Here is a 14,649-nt window from a genome sequence, read left to right on the forward strand (position 1 = left end):
GCCACATGCCCGAGTGAGAAGGTTCCCTAGACGATGTCGTAGTGAAAGACCTTGGCGATAATCCGCCAGCCATCATCCGTCCGGATCAGGGAAAGAAAGTCCGTGAAGTATCGTTCCCCGATGGCGCAATTGACCCGCGCGACCGCCGTATTCGGCCCGGCAAAGTCGATGGATTGGATCGCGTCCTGCCGCTTTTCACCACGGGCCGCCGGCGGCTCCCGCTTGTCGACGACCGGGAAGTATTCATCCATGCCCAGGTTCACCAGGTCCGGCGCGGTTGCGCAGACATACCGCGCTTGGGGATGAAAGACGCGGCCGAGAATTTCCGTATCGCTGTGATACAGGCCGTCGAAATAGTTATTGAGGGTTTCCGTTACGCCGTCGAAATCCGGGCTCATCTTCTTCTCCTGCACAAGGGGTCCACTATAAGGTAAATTTGAAGGCCGTCTCGGCGAACAATCGGGTACCACCGAAACGGCCCTCTCCGAACTAGCCAGTCAGACCTTCCGCCTGCATCGCCTTCATGACGGCGGGGCGCTGCGAAACGCGCTCGACAAAAGCCGCGACGTTCGGCCATCGGTCCAAACCGATCCCGGTCGGCACTGCCCAGGACGCGACCACGAAGTTATACGCGTCCGCGACCGTGAAATCCTTGCCCATGATGAATTCCCGTCCATCGGCAAGAACCCGTTCCAGATGCGCGAACTTCTTGAACAGTTTCGCAAGGGCAGCTTCCTTGACTTCACCTTCCGGCGGCGTATCCGCGAAGAAGGGTGCGAAACTTTTGTGCAATTCCGACGCGGTGAAGTTCAATTGCTGTTGAAGGCGCACACGGTCAATCGAACCCGCCGCCGGCGCCAAACGGCTTTCCGGCGCTGTGTCGGCCAAGTATTGCAGAATCGCGGGCGCCTCGGTGAAAACATCGCCGTCCACGGACAGGGCCGGCACATAACCATCCGGATTGATACCGGCATAGTCAGCTCCGGTTTCCGTGACCCCTTTTTTGGCATCAACCTTTTCCATATCGAAACGCGCGCCGATTTCGTTCAGCGTAATATGGACGGCGAGAGAACAAGACCCAGGAATGTAGTAAAGCTTCATTGTTTCAGTCTCCATTGATGAGGACGGGACAACCCATCCGGTTGAATACGGCGTGTCGGCCGTTGAAGAACAAAGTACCGTTTCGATTTCTATTGTAAATGAAGTATCCTTTTGATACCCCACTTTGTAGTTTCCAAACGGTAACCAGGCGGTACGCATGGCCCTGAAGGTTCGAAAAAATAAAAGTCCCGACCCGCCCACAGCCTGTCCCTTGACGAGATGCATGGCCGTGATCGGTGGCGCGTGGACAGTGAATGTCATCTGGTATCTACGCGCGGGTCCGCGCCGGTTCAGCGAATTGCGCTTGGATATCCCGCCGATCTCACCAAAAGTGCTGACGACGCGCCTGCGGGAACTTGAAGACCGCGGCGTCGTAAGCCGGGCGGTCAAACCCACCTCACCGCCCTCGGTGGAATACTCGCTAACCGAATTGGGGCAAGAACTGATCCCAGCCATCGACGGTATCGTAAGGGTCGGGCAAAAAATGAAGGCCCCCTGAACGAACATTCGGTAGGCTTGTTGGGTACACACCGTGTTGGATGCACACTAGGGAAAAGGAAACGAAACATGGCGGACAGCATGACAGCGGCGGTAATCGGCCTCGGCTCAATGGGATGGGGCGCGGCGGTATCGCTGCTGCGCGCCGGCATCCCGACGACGGGCGTCGATCTGCGGGAAGACGTGCTGGCGAAGTTCTCGAAAGAAAGCGGCATGATCGCCAAAACCCCATCGGCGGCGGCGGCCGCGGCGGATGTGGTCTTCGTCTTCGTCGTCAATGCGTCTCAGGCCGAAGAGGTTCTGTTTGGGGAAAACGGCGCGGCCGCGACCGCCAGGCCCGGCACCGTCTTCGCGCTATGCGTGACCATGCCGCCCAGCGCCACCATCGATCTGGCCAAGCGCCTGCAGGATGCGGGCATGCTTGTGATCGACGCGCCCGTTTCCGGCGGGTCCGCCAAGGCATTGACCGGAGAGATGAGCATCATGGGGTCCGGCGCCTCGGCGGCATTCGACAAGGCGGCGCCCGCGCTGGATGCAATCGCCGCCAAAATCTTCCGACTAGGCGAGGACATCGGCACCGGCAGCCAAGTGAAAATGATCAACCAATTGCTGGCTGGCGTGCATATCGCCGCCACTGCCGAGGCAATGACCTTGGCCAAAGCCGTTGGGCTGGACCTGCAAACGGTCTTCGAGGTGATTTCCGAAAGCGCCGGAAATTCATGGATGTTCGGCAATCGCGGTCCGCATATCGTCCAGGGCGACTACACGCCGCATTCCGCCGTCGATATTTTTGTGAAGGATCTGGGCGTTGTCTCGTCCGAGGCTGGCGCGACGGCCTGCCCCACGCCACTGACCGAAACCGCTTTGGCGCTGTTCAAGGAAGCCAGCGCAAAGGGTTTGGGCCGGGAAGACGACGCGGCGGTTGCCAAACTGCTGGCCGAACGTGCGGGAATCAAACTTCCGGGAATGTAAGTCTGTGCCAACCCCCATCACCCTTAAACACCTGTTCTCACACCACCCGAAGCGGGAAGGCTTGTACAAGTTCCTGCTGCTGTTGGCCGTGCTGGTCGGCTATTTCGGTTATCTAAGCTGGGAATACGACTTGAAGACGGGCGGCATTGTTGCGGCGCTGACCTGGAGCTTCTTCGTCCTTTGCACGCCGGTTGCCGATGCGGGTTTTCTGCTCGACTTCCCGGTTCGGCTGATTACCGGCATGCGGATGTTCCTGACAGAAATACTGGTCTGGGTCATCGCCATCGGAATCAATCTGATCGGGGTTTTCCTGATGCCCGGATCGTACGACAAGACCTTTCTGACCTCGTTGTTCTACAAAATCCTGACCCATCCCTGGCCCTATTGGAGCATCATTCTGCTCTGTGCTGCGGGGACATTCCTGTCCGTCAAATTCGGTGATGAGATGATGGACGTTGTTGCGCACCGTGACCGGGATATTTTTCACCGGCACGGCTTCCTGCACAAGGTCATGCTGATGATCGCGCTCTTCGTTCTGATCCTCTGGGCCTACTACCATTTGATCGAAAAGCTGGGTGTCGAATTTCCCGCCTGAGGGCACGCCGCTATTCCGCAGACAGCGCGCGATAGATCTTAAGCACCGTCCTGTCGATTTCGGCACGGGCTAGCATGCGCCAGTTTCTTGCAGCGACCTCCACCTCTTCCGGCGGATTCCGCACCACCGCGTCATACGCGGCACGCGCTTCTTCATCGAAGGCATAGACAGCAATCGCGAACATACCCTTGCCCGGCACCAGCATATATCCCGCCAAGCCCGCGCCGTAATGCATCGTTCCTGTCTTGGCCCATACGTTCAGTGCCAGCGGCGGTTCCAACATCCGCCGCTTCAACCCGCCATCCCACCCGGCCGGGGTCAGCATTGCCGGAAACGGAACGCCCGCGACGGCAAGATCCGCATTTGCCGCCAGCAGTCGGGCCATGGCGCGGGGCGTCAGGCGCGCCTCCGCGTCCAAGCCGGAGAAATTGGTTAGGGCAAAACCATCGATGTCAGGATGTCTTGACGCAAGCCAAGCGCCCGGCGCCTCAGCCTGCAATGCCATCCGCCCCAACAGTTCCGCCATGGGATTGCTGGAGGTCCACAGCATTTCCCGCACCAAGTCGAACACCGGTGCGCTTTCATGACGCGCAATTTCAGCGTCGCATCGCGCCTCGCCCGGTTCAGGCGCTGGAAGGTCTACCCCCATTCCCGCCGCATAGGCACGGAACAGGTCGGCCGCCTGGCGCGGCGGATCGGGATGGGCATACCAATCGGTCCCGGTCTCGCTAGGAACCGACGCGCCCGGCGGAACGGTCCAGCCATGGCCGTCCTCGGACCCATGCCCGCGATAGGCCCCTTCCGCGACCATCAAATCGGCAAGACGAGGGTTATAAGCGGCATCCCCCGGCTGCTTAGGTTGGATCGGTCCTGATACCTCAGCCGGCGCATATGTCAGCGCCGTGGCACCGGCCATGGCGTCCTTCGCCGTCAGGGCGAGGCCGAGCAGATCCTCCACATCGAAAGCTGGATCCCCCCCGCCAATCAGCGCTACCGCGTCGCCGTTCCGGCAAACACGCGTGGTGAAGATCAGATCCGGCGGCACGGTATCAAGCACCGCCAAAGCCGTGACGAGCTTGGTAGTGGAAGCGGGCAGCATGGAGCTGGACGACCGTTCGCCAATTTCCTGGCCGGTTTCCGCGTGGACGGCACGCCAGGCGATTGGGATTGCAGACGGTTTAAGGACCGTTGGCGTCTCGGATTCGGACGTTTGCGCACAAGATGACAGCACAAGGGCAGAGAGCAGAAAAACCAAAGCCCGAGCCGAGACGATCGTTTTCAAACGCCTCAATCCTTCCAACGCTCCCGCGCGGCTTGGTCGCTGTCGCGGCTATCGACCCAACGGGTCCCGTCGCCGGTGTCTTCGACCTTCCAGAACGGGGCTTCGGTTTTCAGATAATCCATCATAAATTGGCAGGCGGCGAAGGCGTCGCCGCGATGGCTGCTGGCCGCTGCCGTCAGGACGATGACCTCTTCCGGGTTCATGGTGCCGTAGCGGTGGATGATCAGGCTGGCTTCCAGGTCCCAGCGTTTGTTCGCTTCGGCCTCGATCCGTTCCAGCATCTTTTCGGTCATGCCGGGATAGTGTTCGAGGGTGAGGGTTGAGACCGACGCACCGTCATTCACATCACGGACGAGTCCGGTGAAGGCGCATAATCCCCCAATTTGCGGATTACCCTTGGTCAGCGCCTTCAGTTCAGCGCCCACATCAAACTCGCCCCGTTGGACGCGTACCGCCATCGCCCTATCCGCCCGTGACCGGCGGGAAGAAGGCGACCTCGTCACCCTTCCCAATCGGCGCGTCGTAATCCGCGAATTCCTGGTTGATCGCAACCTTGATGGCGGATGTATCGGCAAAGGCTTTTTCATAGCCCCCGCCCTTCGCCACCAACCAATCGACGAGCGCGCGCGGCGTCGTCACATCGGCGGGCGGGTCAACCGCTTCTTCCCCGATGCCGATGCGCTGGCGTAGCCAAGCGAAGTACAGAACCTTCATGACGTTTCTATCCCATCAACTCACTGAATGGCAGATAGGCAACCGATTGTCCTTTTTCCAGCCGTTCGACATCTTCGCCCAATTCCACGAAACCGTCAGCGCCGACCAGCGATGTCAGAATGGCCGCCCCGCTGCGCCCGAATTTTTCGACAATAGGCATGCCCGCATCATCATAGCCTGAAATCCGCGCCCGCACGAATTCGCGGCGGTCGCGTTTTTTCTTGTAGTCGAAACCGGCGACGGCCCGCATCCGGTGCGGCGCGCGCACAGCCTGACCGGCAAGGCCTTGCAGCAAAGGGCGCCCGACAAGCGCGAAAGTGGTGAAGGCGGCGACCGGATTGCCCGGCAGGCCGACGATGGGCACCGAACGGCCGTCCCCCGCCGACACTTGCCCAAGCCCGACCGGCCGGCCCGGCTTGATCGCAAGGCGCCAGAAATCGACCCGGCCCTGTGCCTCGATCGCAGCCTTAATGTGGTCTTCCTCCCCCATAGACATGCCGCCGGAGGTCACGACCGCATCCGCACCGGCCACAGCGCGCTCAAGCGCATCGGTAATGCCGGCCCGGTCATCTTGTTGGATCCCGAGATCCATGACCTCACCCCCCATCGACGACAATAATGCCCGCAGCATCAAACGGTTTGAATCATAGAGCCTTCCCGGCGGCAGGGGCTGGCCCGGCTCCACAATCTCATCCCCGGTCGACAGCAGCGCGACCCGCAGGCGCGCAAAACATTGAACCGTCAACAACCCCTGGGTCGCCAACAAACCGATATCGGCCGGCGTCAGCCGGTGTCCCGCCTTCAGCAGGATATCCCCGGCGGCCACGTCTTCGCCTGCATCGCGCAAGTTGGCCCCGCATTTGATACCGGGTTGCAGCGTGACGATGCCGGCCCGCTCCACGCAGTCCTCCTGCATCATCACCGTATCGGGGCCGCCATTCTCACCATCGGGGACCGGTGCGCCTGTAAAAATTCGCACCGCCTTGCCGCGCGGCGCTGGCCCGTCCAGCGGATGGCCGGCCGCGACACGGCCGATAACGGGTAAATCCGTCGGCTGATCGGTAGAGAGATCGTCGAAATAGACCGCATAGCCATCGACGGCGGAATTGCGATAAGGCGGCACGTTTTGAGCCGCTGCAATATCCCGGGCCAGGACGCGGCCGACGGCATCGGTCAACGACACTGCCGCCTCCCCGACGACCGGACGCACCCGTTCCGCCAATTGGGCGAGCGCGTCATCCAAGGGCAAAAGCGGCCCGTCAAAGGCGAAGCAATCGTCGCTTAGCTGAGCCATCTGCCCCGCCCTTTTAAGACGCCCCGGCCAAGCCGGACTGCGCGATGATGAAATCACCGATCGACGGAATGTCGGAAAGATCCAAACGCGGCAGGGCAAGCCCCGGAACATCGGCATCGCTGGCGACTGCGACAATCCGCGGGTCATCCTTCCACAGCATCGTTTTGCCTATTGCCGCCCTGTAGACTTCCAGTTTCGTATGCGCTTCGGTCTTGAAGCCTTCGACCAGCAGCAGGTCGACCGGCGTCATGCGCGCGATCAAGTCGTCCAGGCGCGGTTCCGGGTCATCCCGCAATTCATGCATCAACGCCCACCGGTTGGCGGACCCGATCATCACTTCCGTCGCGCCGGCGGCGCGGTGCTCATAAGAATCCTTGCCCGGTTTGTCGACATCGAAACGATGATGGGCGTGCTTGATGGTAGAGACCCGCAAGCCACGTGCCGTGAGGTTGGGGATCAACGCCTTCATCAAGGTCGTCTTGCCGGACCCGCTCCACCCCGTGATACCGAAAACTTTCATCCCCGAACCGCCCAACGCGCAATGATTTCTTTGTTTTCCGACCTTGTACTGCCGGTTCTCACTCAGCCGGACTGTCCTGCACCATATGGCGCAGGCCCGCCCGCAGATAGTCGAAACCGGTGATCAAGGTTAGAATCGCCGCGATCCAAATCAAGACCAGACCGATCAGTTCGGAGGGGATCGATTCCGGGCTCGCCTCGCCGACCACCAGGAAGCCCAGCGCCAGCATCTGGATACTGGTTTTCCATTTCGCCAATCCGCTAACCGGCACACCGACCCGAAGCTCGGCCAGGAACTCGCGCAATCCACTGACTGTGATTTCCCGAATCAGGATGACAAGGCCCGGCAACACGTCGATGCCGGTCAAATCACCCCGTGCAGCCAGCATCAGGATGATGGACGCGATCAGAAGCTTGTCGGCGACCGGATCGAGAAAACGCCCCAGTTTGGAAACCTGACCCATCTGGCGGGCGGCGTAACCGTCGAAGAAGTCGGTGACACAGGCCAGGGCATAGAGACCGAAGGCGGTCCAACGCACGGCATCGCCGTCAAAAAACAGCAAGGCGATGATCGCGGGAATCACCACGATCCGCGACATGGTCAGCACATTTGGAATACTGAAAATCATACGCTTGCCGCCCCAGCCACCCCGGCACCCCGCCAGTTCCGTTCTTAATAGCAGTTAAAGCCGCCATTCCTCAATGGCCGCGAATCCTGAATGGGATGGGCCTGGGAGGACGCATTCAACAAGAAACCGATTGTGCGATTTGCCGGACACATGGTGGTGTGACTGGATCGCTTGAGGAAGGAAGGAGTTTTTTATGGCCGATGTCCATCGCATGGCCGAGCAGGGCTATCAAAATGCCGCAGCGACGTACAGCGCCGGCCGCCCCGATTATCCCGATACGCTGGACCCGATATTGCGCGACGAACTGGGAATTACGCCGGGGAAGACGGTGCTCGATCTGGGTGCCGGAACCGGGAAATTCACCGCGCGCCTGGCGGCGACAGGGGCGGCGGTCATTGCGGTCGAACCGGTTGACGCCATGCGCAACGAACTGGCCGCAGCCCTGCCGATGGTGGATCTGCGCGCGGGTAACGCAACAGCGATACCCGCCGACACCGCCAGTATCGACGCCGTATTTTGTGCCCAAGCCTTTCATTGGTTCGCCACAGCCGAAGCCCTTGCGGAGATCCGGCGCGTTTTAAAGCCGGACGGATTGCTCGGCCTGGTCTGGAATGTGCGGGATGAGACGGTCGATTGGGTCGCCGGCCTGACGGATCTGATCACCCCCTACGAAGACGACACCCCGAGGTACCGCCACATGGTTTGGCGAGCCTTATTTCCGGCCGCCGACTTCTCTGAATTGGAAGAGACGGTCTGCCCCTATGCCCATGAGGGCCCGGCCGAGCAGGTGGTTTTGGACCGTTTCATGTCGATCAGCTTTATCGCCTCTCAGCCGCTGGCGGTGCGAAACAAGATCGAGGCGGATATCCGACGCCTGATCGGCCAAACCCCGGCCCTCTCCGGACCTGCCCCCGCCGCCTTTCCGTATGTCACCCGCCTCTACACCTGTCGAAAAACACAATAACTCACCCTTCGGTGACTTGGAGGTTTGGAATGCCCCTTCATTTTGACCTGGACGAATACGAAACCCGAAAATCCAAGGCGACAAAGGCCCTGAAACAGGCCGGTTTCGACGGATTGCTGATCTTCGCACCGGAGAGCCAGTATTGGATCTGCGGATACGACACGTTCGGCTTCGCGTTGTTCCAATGCCTGGTCCTGACGGCGGACGGTGCATTGCACCTACTCACCCGCGCGCCTGACCTGCGACAAGCACAGCAAACCTCCACATTGTCGGATGACCATATTCATATATGGCGGGACGTCGAAGGTGTCCGGCCCGCGGACCAATTGAAGAACTTGCTGTTTGATCTGGGCCTCGCCGGAAGGCGCCTGGGAATCGAGACCAAAACCGCCGGATTGACCGCTTTCAACGGGCAGATGGTGCGCGACGCGCTGAAAGCCGAAACCCTGGTTGAGGCAAGCGATCTGATTGCCGCGCTTCGCCGTGTCAAAAGCCCGGCCGAACTGGATTGTATTCGCCATGCGGCCAAGCTGTCCGACGACGCACTGGACGCAGCGCTTGGATCAACGCGGGCCGGCGCATCCGAAGGGGACATATTGGCCGACATGCAAGGGGCGGTTTTCCGCGGCGGTGGGGATTATGCCGGCAATGAATTCATCATCGGGTCCGGGGAAGCCGCCTTGTTGTGCCGGTATCAATCGGGTCGCCGCGTTCTTGAGCCGTCGGATCAGTTGACGCTTGAATGGTCTGGGGCCTGGCACCGCTATCATGCCGCCATGATGCGCACCCTTGTCATCGGCAAAGCCAATGATGTCCAACGCCGCATGCACGCCGCTGCGGCCGAAGCACTGGAAGCCTGCGAGCAGGCAATTCGGCCCGGCGCGCCAATGGGTGATGTGTTCGACGCTCATGCCCGCGTTTTCGATGCCCACCGGCTGCGCCACGCGCGACTCAACGCCTGTGGCTATGGGATGGGGATTGCCTATAACCCGATCTGGGTCGAGTTCCCCATGTTCTACGAGGGGAACCCCTTGATCATGGTACCCGGCAACGCCTTCTTTCTGCATATGATTTTGATGGATTCCGAGAGTGGATTGGCCATGTGCTGGGGGCATAGCGCAATTTTGTCACCGACCGGTGTCGAACGGCTTAGCCGACACCCGCTCGATCTGGTCGAGCTATAGTCGAAACCAGGCACTTTGAATAAATAATCCCAACCCGGTGACTTTTTTGTCACCGTGTGACAACGCGCACTTCGCCACCCCTTCCACACTGGTATCTCTCACACAGCCAGAAGGCGCCAATGGAGAGATGAAATGACGTTTGCAGATACTTTCAAGGGAACGATCCTGGCCGCTGCGGTGGCGTTTGGCTTTGCCGGCGCCGCGAATGCGACCTCGATCACCGAATTCGATTTTACCGGGACGCCCGTGTCGCAGTCCGAAGGGACCGCGTTCGGCAGCCCGTTGAGTGCCACATTCTCCGGTGTCACGGAGGGCGTAGAAACGTCCGGCGTGACTGCGTTCGGTTTCAGCGAGCGCTTTTATCAGTCCAGTTCCAAAGGAAAAAAGGGCAAGAAAGGCAAGAACGAGCATACCGCGTACAGCGCCTCTGGCGTTAACTGGAATGCTACCGGGCTTGGCCTGTCTTCCGACCAGGATAACGGCAAATGGTGGCACGGCGGCGCCGTGGAAGACCAAAATGGCCGTGACTACCTCGTCCTGGAATTAGGCTCAGCTGACTGGACCCCCGTCGATTTGAGCTTTGGATATCTTTCCGGCGGGAAGAACTATGAAATCTTCGGCTTCAACGGCGACCTTTCAGTCGGTGACGTGGCCGGGTTCTTTGCCAGTATCAATACCTTCACCCGCCTGGCGGGCGATAATGCTGCCAATGTTGTTTTCGATACGATCGAAAAGTTTCAGTACCTGGTTTTGACGACCAAGAATGATCACAAGAAAGATTATTTCCGGGTTTCGGGTTTCAGCGGTGATCTGGTTGCGGCGGTCCCAGTGCCCGGCGCGCTTCCCCTGCTGCTGACGGGTCTGGGCATTTTCGGTGCCGTACGGCTTGGCCGTAAGAACAAGCCGAGTGACGCTCCGGCCTGATAGCCCTCAACCGGATTTTCGCCCCATCGGGCACCCTGTTCTACAAAATTCTTTCTAGTCTGGCCGGTTCTCTTCCAAGCGCGGTGCGCCGGAGAGAGCCGGCCAATTATTTTGCCTGTCAGCTTTGCTGAAAATGGTCGTAGATCTTCTTGGCGACGGCGGAGGATATCCCTTCAACAGCTTCCAAGTCCTTCAATCCCGCCCGCGACACGGCCCGGGCAGACCCGAACCGCAGCAGAAGCGCCTTTTTACGCTTCGCGCCGATGCCGGGTACCTCGTCCAGCGGCGAGGCGCCAAACCCCTTCGCCCGTTTTTGCCGATGGGTGCCGATAGCGAAGCGATGCGCTTCATCCCGCAGGCGCTGAACGAAATACAGCACTGGGTCACGCGGCGGCAGCAGGAAGGACTGCTTGTCGGGCTGGTGGAAGCGTTCGCGGCCAGCCTCACGCTCAGGTCCCTTCGCCACACCGAGCAGCGCGACATCGTCGATCCCCAGTTCAGCGAAAACATCTTGTGCGCTGCTCAATTGCCCCTTGCCGCCATCGACTATTACAAGGTCGGGCCATTGCCCGCGGTCCCTGTCCGGGTCCTCCTTCATGGCGCGGTTGAAGCGGCGGGTCAGCACTTCCCGCATCATGGCATAGTCGTCACCTGCGCTTGATCCTTCCCCATCCTCGGCGGTTTTCACCGCCGTCTTGATGTTGAATTTGCGATAGGCGTTCTTCATGAAGCCTTCCGGTCCGGCCACGATCATGCCACCGATCGCGTTCGTCCCGCCGGTATGGCTATTGTCATAGACCTCAACCCGTTCCAGCTGGTTCTCCAGACCAAGTTTCTCCGCCAATCCGTCCAACAGACGTCTTTGCGTCGCGCTTTCGGACATGCGCCGACCGAGCGCTTCCCGCGCATTGTCCAGCGCATGGGCGATCAGTTGCCGCTTCCCCCCCCGTTGCGGCATGAGGATCGTCACCTTCCGGTCGGCGCGGATACAAAAGGCTTCCGCCAAAAGATCCGCTTCATCGGGCTCGATGTTGACCAGAATTTCCTTCGGCGGCACGCGGCCGTCATAAAATTGGCCGAGGAAGGCGGCCAGAATAGCGGATGGTTCCTGGTCCTTGTCGTGGCTTGGGAAGTAGGACCTGGTGCCGTTGTTCCGCCCGCCGCGGAAAAAGAACACTTGCACGCAGGTCTGCCCGCCTTCCGTCTGAAGGGCGACGATATCGGCATCGCTGACACCTTCGACATTGATGTCCTGGTGCGTCTGTACCGAGGCCATCGCGCGGATCCGATCGCGCAGCGATGCGGCGCGCTCGAAATCGAGTGCCTCCGCGGCAGTCTCCATTTGGGCGGCAAGGTCCTTCTGCACCGCCTGGCTGTTGCCGGTCAGAAAGCTCTTGGCCTGGTCGACCGAGGCCGCATAGTCCTGTTCCGACACCTTGCCCACGCAGGGCGCGCTGCAGCGCTTGATCTGATACTGCAGACAGGGTCGGGATCTGGTTGAGAAAATATTGTCGGAGCAATTCCGCAGCAAGAAAGCCTTTTGAAGCGCCGTCAGGGTCCGGTTCACCGCCCCCGCCGAGGCATAGGGCCCAAAATATTCGCCCGGTCTGGTGCGCGCCCCCCGGTGCTTTACGATTTGGGGAAAATCGTGATCCCCGCGGATCAGGATGTCCGGAAAACTTTTGTCGTCCCGCAGCAGAATATTGTAGCGGGGGCGGAGTTGCTTGATCAGATTGGATTCAAGAAGCAGCGCCTCCACTTCCGTGTGGGTGGTGACGAACTCCATCGACGCGGTTTCGGAAACCATGCGCTGCAGGCGGATCGGCAAGCGCTGCGGATGGGCATAGGTCTGCACCCGCTTTTTCAGGCTTCGCGCCTTGCCGACATAAAGCACGTCGCCACGCCCATTGAACATCCGGTAAACGCCCGGGCCCAACCCAAGTTGCGGCAAGTAACCGGCAACGATACTTGCACCCGTTCTCAAACTCGGGCGGGCATCGTCGACCGTGACGGCCGCATCGGTTTCGGTGTGGTTGTCGGTATCGTTGTCGGAAGGTATCATCGCGCCGTATCATTCCCCATACCGCCCGCCGCCCGCAATAGACGGGTGGCGCCCAGTACGCTAACTTCCTGAAAAATCACGGCCTTCATGGATCGATTCGTCTATCCACCAAACCTGTGGATAACTTTGTTGGTAAATAGCGGATGCAAGGCCATCGGCCCCAGATTCCATGGGTTTCAACCAGTTTGCCTATTTTTTAGGCATGACCTGTAAGTTATTGAAAACAAACAACCCGAAGCCACTGAAATATGACTTTGATGTGACACAAAGGTGTATTGTCTACAAGCGTTGAAGAAAATCAGTGGCTTACCGGGGCTGTGCAAAAGATATTGCGAGTCAACAGCAAAAAACCGGAAATCGACATATTTCTCGCCCTCGGGTCCTCACCATGATCTGCCAGGAATTCGTCCTTAATCGTGAAGTACCGAGATAGGAAACCGGCAAGCGAAACATTGGAAAAGACCGCGTTCTCTTGCGTCTACTGCCGCACTTGTCCGGCGAGTACTTGGATCGTCGCTTCCATCGACACAACGACGCTCTATCCGCGAGCGGTTACTTCTTCACCCGAACGATTTCATACCCCACCGCTGTACAGTCGAGGTAGACGTCCAGTTTGCTCGTCGCAACCCTAACCCCGATAACTTGGTCTCGATTTAGGCAGGTGTCTGCAATCGCCTCGGCCAAGGTTTCCTGAAGGTTGATATGGCCCTTCTCGACAATCTCCTTGATCTCCGCACGAACGAAATCGTAGTCGAGGACATTGTCGATATGGTCGTCGATCGGCCCGTTGAAAGGGCGTAGATAAAGATCGACGTCGATATTGACGCGCTGCGTCCGCCCGATTTCGTGGTCGAAGATGCCGATATTCGCATCGACCACGAAACCACGCAGGAACAGGCGGCGGCATTCCCCTTCCGTCCGAAGACGGTCGTTCAGAGAACGCGAGAGGAAATCAATATCGTCGGGCACGGCCCATCCTCCACAAAAAACCCGGCAAAACTGCAGCGGGACCATTTATATATAGTACGCGACTATATAAATGGCGTTTTAGTCATCATTCCCCGGGTTTTCCTCACCCGGGCCGTCATCTGCGGGGCGAGCCCGCTCCGGACTGTCTGTGTCCAGGAACATGACATCGCGATCCATCGCGCTAAGGCGCTGGCCGCAATCAACCGGCAGGACAGCCCCCGTCACCGCCGTCGCGCGCACCAGATAGCGCACAGCATCCGCAATGTCATCAATCCTCGTACCACGGCCCATGGGGGTCATGGCATGCACCTGAGCGAACTGTTCTTGCGATTGATCGCCACTTTGCAGCGTTAAACCCGGCGCTACGGCATTGACGCGACACTTCGGCGCGACCGCCTGGGCCAGCATTTCCGTCGCCCCCTTCAGCCCCAGCTTGCTGAGCGTGTAGGTATAGAAATCGGGATTCAGGTTGAACAGTTTCTGGTCCAGCAAGTTGATGACGCAGCCTTGAACCCCGTCCGGCAGATCTTCGATCAAGCGCTGGGCAAGATGCAGCGGCGCACGCAGATTGACCGCCATATGTCGGTCGAAGGTCTCTACCGTCCAATTGTCGGCAAGGTCATAGTCGAAAAGGGACGCGCTGTTGATCAAGCATTGCGCCGGTCCCAGCCGGGTTCGGATATTCGCCATCATGGCTTCGATATCGCCCGCGACCCCCAGATCCGCGCGGAACGGCATGGCCTTGCCGCCCATGGCTTCGACATCGCGAACCGTTTCTTCCGCCTCGGACTTTGAACTGCGGTAGTGAACGGCGATGTCGTACCCGTCTTCGGCCATCGCCAAGGCTAGACCGCGGCCGATCCGTTTCCCCGCGCCGGTTACGATTGCAACAGGCATCTAAAGGCCTCCCCAAAATCCACTGATCGATCCGCTGGCCGCCGA

At 59.5% G+C, this 14,649-nt stretch carries 17 protein-coding genes; 6 read left to right on the forward strand and 11 right to left on the reverse strand.

Annotated elements, in window-relative coordinates:
- Positions 1-26: 26 nt before the first annotated feature.
- Together EOI86_RS19170 and gstA are read right to left on the reverse strand one after the other, a co-directional pair.
- Complete coding sequence (locus EOI86_RS19170; protein WP_127767273.1) at positions 27-398, reverse strand: nuclear transport factor 2 family protein; 372 nt, start codon at positions 396-398, stop codon at positions 27-29.
- A 91-nt stretch (positions 399-489) separates the two neighbouring features.
- Complete coding sequence (gstA, locus tag EOI86_RS19175) at positions 490-1,101, reverse strand: glutathione transferase GstA (protein ID WP_127767275.1); 612 nt, start codon at positions 1,099-1,101, stop codon at positions 490-492.
- Positions 1,102-1,324: 223 nt separating this feature from the next.
- Between gstA and EOI86_RS19180 the strand changes: the two genes are divergently transcribed.
- From EOI86_RS19180 to EOI86_RS19190, 3 genes are all read left to right on the forward strand, one after another.
- Positions 1,325-1,600, forward strand: coding sequence for a winged helix-turn-helix transcriptional regulator (locus EOI86_RS19180; RefSeq protein ID WP_240035733.1), 276 nt, complete (start codon positions 1,325-1,327; stop codon positions 1,598-1,600).
- A gap of 68 nt (positions 1,601-1,668) precedes the next feature.
- On the forward strand, positions 1,669-2,571 hold the full coding sequence (ltnD, locus tag EOI86_RS19185) for an L-threonate dehydrogenase (protein ID WP_127767279.1): 903 nt from the start codon (positions 1,669-1,671) through the stop codon (positions 2,569-2,571).
- A gap of 4 nt (positions 2,572-2,575) precedes the next feature.
- A complete protein-coding gene (locus tag EOI86_RS19190) occupies positions 2,576-3,166 on the forward strand; it encodes a hypothetical protein (protein ID WP_127767281.1) in 591 nt (196 codons plus the stop codon).
- 10 nt (positions 3,167-3,176) lie between these two features.
- Here EOI86_RS19190 and EOI86_RS19195 read toward each other — a convergent pair whose 3' ends face one another.
- The 6 genes from EOI86_RS19195 to pgsA are packed head-to-tail and all read right to left on the reverse strand — an operon-like array spanning position 3,177 to position 7,604.
- A complete protein-coding gene (locus EOI86_RS19195; protein ID WP_205032263.1) occupies positions 3,177-4,448 on the reverse strand; it encodes a D-alanyl-D-alanine carboxypeptidase in 1,272 nt (423 codons plus the stop codon).
- A 5-nt stretch (positions 4,449-4,453) separates the two neighbouring features.
- A complete protein-coding gene (locus tag EOI86_RS19200) occupies positions 4,454-4,906 on the reverse strand; it encodes a molybdenum cofactor biosynthesis protein MoaE (RefSeq protein ID WP_127767284.1) in 453 nt (150 codons plus the stop codon).
- 4 nt (positions 4,907-4,910) lie between these two features.
- Complete coding sequence (gene moaD, locus EOI86_RS19205) at positions 4,911-5,162, reverse strand: molybdopterin converting factor subunit 1 (protein WP_127767285.1); 252 nt, start codon at positions 5,160-5,162, stop codon at positions 4,911-4,913.
- Positions 5,163-5,169: 7 nt separating this feature from the next.
- The gene (locus EOI86_RS19210) at positions 5,170-6,456 is read right to left on the reverse strand and encodes a molybdopterin molybdotransferase MoeA (RefSeq protein ID WP_127767286.1); all 1,287 of its coding nucleotides are present in this window, start codon (positions 6,454-6,456) and stop codon (positions 5,170-5,172) included.
- A gap of 13 nt (positions 6,457-6,469) precedes the next feature.
- A complete protein-coding gene (gene mobB, locus EOI86_RS19215) occupies positions 6,470-6,976 on the reverse strand; it encodes a molybdopterin-guanine dinucleotide biosynthesis protein B (RefSeq protein WP_127767287.1) in 507 nt (168 codons plus the stop codon).
- Between the two features lie 58 nt (positions 6,977-7,034).
- Complete coding sequence (gene pgsA, locus EOI86_RS19220) at positions 7,035-7,604, reverse strand: CDP-diacylglycerol--glycerol-3-phosphate 3-phosphatidyltransferase (RefSeq protein ID WP_127767288.1); 570 nt, start codon at positions 7,602-7,604, stop codon at positions 7,035-7,037.
- A 193-nt stretch (positions 7,605-7,797) separates the two neighbouring features.
- Between pgsA and EOI86_RS19225 the strand changes: the two genes are divergently transcribed.
- The 3 genes from EOI86_RS19225 (at position 7,798) to EOI86_RS19235 (ending at position 10,676) form a co-directional block, all read left to right on the forward strand.
- Positions 7,798-8,568 (forward strand): class I SAM-dependent methyltransferase, encoded by a 771-nt coding sequence (locus EOI86_RS19225; protein WP_127767289.1) that lies wholly within the window; start codon positions 7,798-7,800, stop codon positions 8,566-8,568.
- Positions 8,569-8,597: 29 nt separating this feature from the next.
- Positions 8,598-9,752: a M24 family metallopeptidase gene (locus EOI86_RS19230; RefSeq protein WP_127767290.1), complete on the forward strand. Its 1,155-nt coding sequence runs from the start codon at positions 8,598-8,600 to the stop codon at positions 9,750-9,752.
- 132 nt (positions 9,753-9,884) lie between these two features.
- Complete coding sequence (locus tag EOI86_RS19235) at positions 9,885-10,676, forward strand: VPLPA-CTERM sorting domain-containing protein (protein WP_127767291.1); 792 nt, start codon at positions 9,885-9,887, stop codon at positions 10,674-10,676.
- Positions 10,677-10,794: 118 nt separating this feature from the next.
- Here the strand turns inward: EOI86_RS19235 and uvrC are convergent, their stop codons facing one another.
- The 3 genes from uvrC to EOI86_RS19250 all read right to left on the reverse strand — a co-directional run bounded on the left by uvrC (position 10,795) and on the right by EOI86_RS19250 (position 14,604).
- Positions 10,795-12,738, reverse strand: a complete 1,944-nt coding sequence (gene uvrC, locus EOI86_RS19240; RefSeq protein ID WP_127767292.1) for an excinuclease ABC subunit UvrC — start codon at positions 12,736-12,738, stop codon at positions 10,795-10,797.
- 552 nt (positions 12,739-13,290) lie between these two features.
- Complete coding sequence (locus tag EOI86_RS19245; protein WP_205032264.1) at positions 13,291-13,707, reverse strand: dihydroneopterin aldolase; 417 nt, start codon at positions 13,705-13,707, stop codon at positions 13,291-13,293.
- A 78-nt stretch (positions 13,708-13,785) separates the two neighbouring features.
- Positions 13,786-14,604: an SDR family oxidoreductase gene (locus EOI86_RS19250; RefSeq protein WP_127767294.1), complete on the reverse strand. Its 819-nt coding sequence runs from the start codon at positions 14,602-14,604 to the stop codon at positions 13,786-13,788.
- Positions 14,605-14,649: the final 45 nt, after the last annotated feature.

It is taken from the genome of Hwanghaeella grinnelliae (genome assembly GCF_004005845.1).
GTDB classification, from domain to species: domain Bacteria; phylum Pseudomonadota; class Alphaproteobacteria; order UBA8366; family Aestuariispiraceae; genus Hwanghaeella; species Hwanghaeella grinnelliae.

Excerpts from the sequence above, each read along its gene's own strand:
- gstA (WP_127767275.1), bottom strand. The coding sequence starts at position 1,101 with ATGAAGCTTTACTACATTCCTGGGTCTTGTTCTCTCGCCGTCCATATT.
- EOI86_RS19250 (WP_127767294.1), bottom strand. The coding sequence starts at position 14,604 with ATGCCTGTTGCAATCGTAACCGGCGCGGGGAAACGGATCGGCCGCGGT.
- ltnD (WP_127767279.1), top strand. The coding sequence starts at position 1,669 with ATGGCGGACAGCATGACAGCGGCGGTAATCGGCCTCGGCTCAATGGGA.
- mobB (WP_127767287.1), bottom strand. The coding sequence starts at position 6,976 with ATGAAAGTTTTCGGTATCACGGGGTGGAGCGGGTCCGGCAAGACGACC.
- uvrC (WP_127767292.1), bottom strand. The coding sequence starts at position 12,738 with ATGATACCTTCCGACAACGATACCGACAACCACACCGAAACCGATGCG.
- EOI86_RS19225 (WP_127767289.1), top strand. The coding sequence starts at position 7,798 with ATGGCCGATGTCCATCGCATGGCCGAGCAGGGCTATCAAAATGCCGCA.
- EOI86_RS19230 (WP_127767290.1), top strand. The coding sequence starts at position 8,598 with ATGCCCCTTCATTTTGACCTGGACGAATACGAAACCCGAAAATCCAAG.
- pgsA (WP_127767288.1), bottom strand. The coding sequence starts at position 7,604 with ATGATTTTCAGTATTCCAAATGTGCTGACCATGTCGCGGATCGTGGTG.
- EOI86_RS19210 (WP_127767286.1), bottom strand. The coding sequence starts at position 6,456 with ATGGCTCAGCTAAGCGACGATTGCTTCGCCTTTGACGGGCCGCTTTTG.
- EOI86_RS19200 (WP_127767284.1), bottom strand. The coding sequence starts at position 4,906 with ATGGCGGTACGCGTCCAACGGGGCGAGTTTGATGTGGGCGCTGAACTG.
- EOI86_RS19235 (WP_127767291.1), top strand. The coding sequence starts at position 9,885 with ATGACGTTTGCAGATACTTTCAAGGGAACGATCCTGGCCGCTGCGGTG.
- EOI86_RS19170 (WP_127767273.1), bottom strand. The coding sequence starts at position 398 with ATGAGCCCGGATTTCGACGGCGTAACGGAAACCCTCAATAACTATTTC.
- moaD (WP_127767285.1), bottom strand. The coding sequence starts at position 5,162 with ATGAAGGTTCTGTACTTCGCTTGGCTACGCCAGCGCATCGGCATCGGG.
- EOI86_RS19180 (WP_240035733.1), top strand. The coding sequence starts at position 1,325 with ATGGCCGTGATCGGTGGCGCGTGGACAGTGAATGTCATCTGGTATCTA.